Here is a 1,219-nt window from a genome sequence, read left to right on the forward strand (position 1 = left end):
AGACAGGTGGTGCATGGTTGTCGTCAGCTCGTGTCGTGAGATGTTGGGTTAAGTCCCGCAACGAGCGCAACCCCTATCCTCAGTAGCCAGCGGTTCGGCCGGGCACTCTGTGGAGACTGCCAGGGATAACCTGGAGGAAGGCGGGGATGACGTCAAATCATCATGCCCCTTATGATTTGGGCTACACACGTGCTACAATGGCGTAAACAAAGGGAAGCGAGCCTGTGAAGGTAAGCAAATCCCAAAAATAACGTCCCAGTTCGGACTGCAGTCTGCAACTCGACTGCACGAAGCTGGAATCGCTAGTAATCGCGGATCAGAATGCCGCGGTGAATACGTTCCCGGGTCTTGTACACACCGCCCGTCACACCATGGGAGTCAGTAACGCCCGAAGTCAGTGACCTAACCGCAAGGGAGGAGCTGCCGAAGGCGGGATCGATGACTGGGGTGAAGTCGTAACAAGGTAGCCGTATCGGAAGGTGCGGCTGGATCACCTCCTTTCTAAGGAATGTTGGAAAAGTAGGTTGTAAATACAGCTGAATCAATCCGGCTAAAACGGAATTGGATACAGTAGGCTGTGAAAACGGCTGAATCAATCCAACTAAAACGGAAGAAAAAGTAGAGAAAAAAATGTGTTTTACTGTTTAGCTATCAAGCTGAAACATTTCTGGTGCCGATGCGGTTGGGGGAAACACCCGTTCCCATCCCGAACACGACGGTTAAGACCCAATCGGCCGATGGTACTGCACTGGAGACGGTGTGGGAGAGCAGGTGGGCGCCAGATCAAAAAGAAAACAACAGGTTGGGAACCTGATGAAGATAAAACAGGCATTGGAAAGTGAGTCCTGTCGGAAACAGGATGGAGCCAGATATGAATCGTCAAGTCCGATGCTAACCCGTATCAGCCGGGAAGAGCTGTTGATATAACTGGTTTTACCAGTGATTAGAGATTTTAAATGAGTTTAAGATTTCTAATGACTGATAAAAATTCAGTCAATATGTACCTTGAAAACTGCATACATGAAATTTGATTAAAGTTAATCAAATATCCTTGATACAAAACGTTAAGAGATATGAGAGTATCTCATAAAACGCAAGATAGGAAGACATCGATAACAAAGTTATCAAAAACAATGAGAATCAAACGACCGCATCACCTACGCTAGGGTGATGAAGCGAAAGGTCAAGCAATAAGGGCACAGGGCGGATGCCTTGGCAC

Annotated in this window: 2 rRNA genes; both read left to right on the forward strand. The window is 47.6% G+C overall.

What is annotated here, in order from left to right:
- Positions 1-501: ribosomal RNA gene (locus tag ACTNC6_RS16105) — 16S ribosomal RNA — on the forward strand; the annotation flags it as partial.
- A gap of 165 nt (positions 502-666) precedes the next feature.
- Positions 667-784, forward strand: a 5S ribosomal RNA gene (gene rrf / locus ACTNC6_RS16110).
- Positions 785-1,219: the final 435 nt, after the last annotated feature.

The organism is Blautia sp. HCP3S3_C4, from assembly GCF_052064095.1.
GTDB lineage: Bacteria > Bacillota > Clostridia > Lachnospirales > Lachnospiraceae > Blautia_A.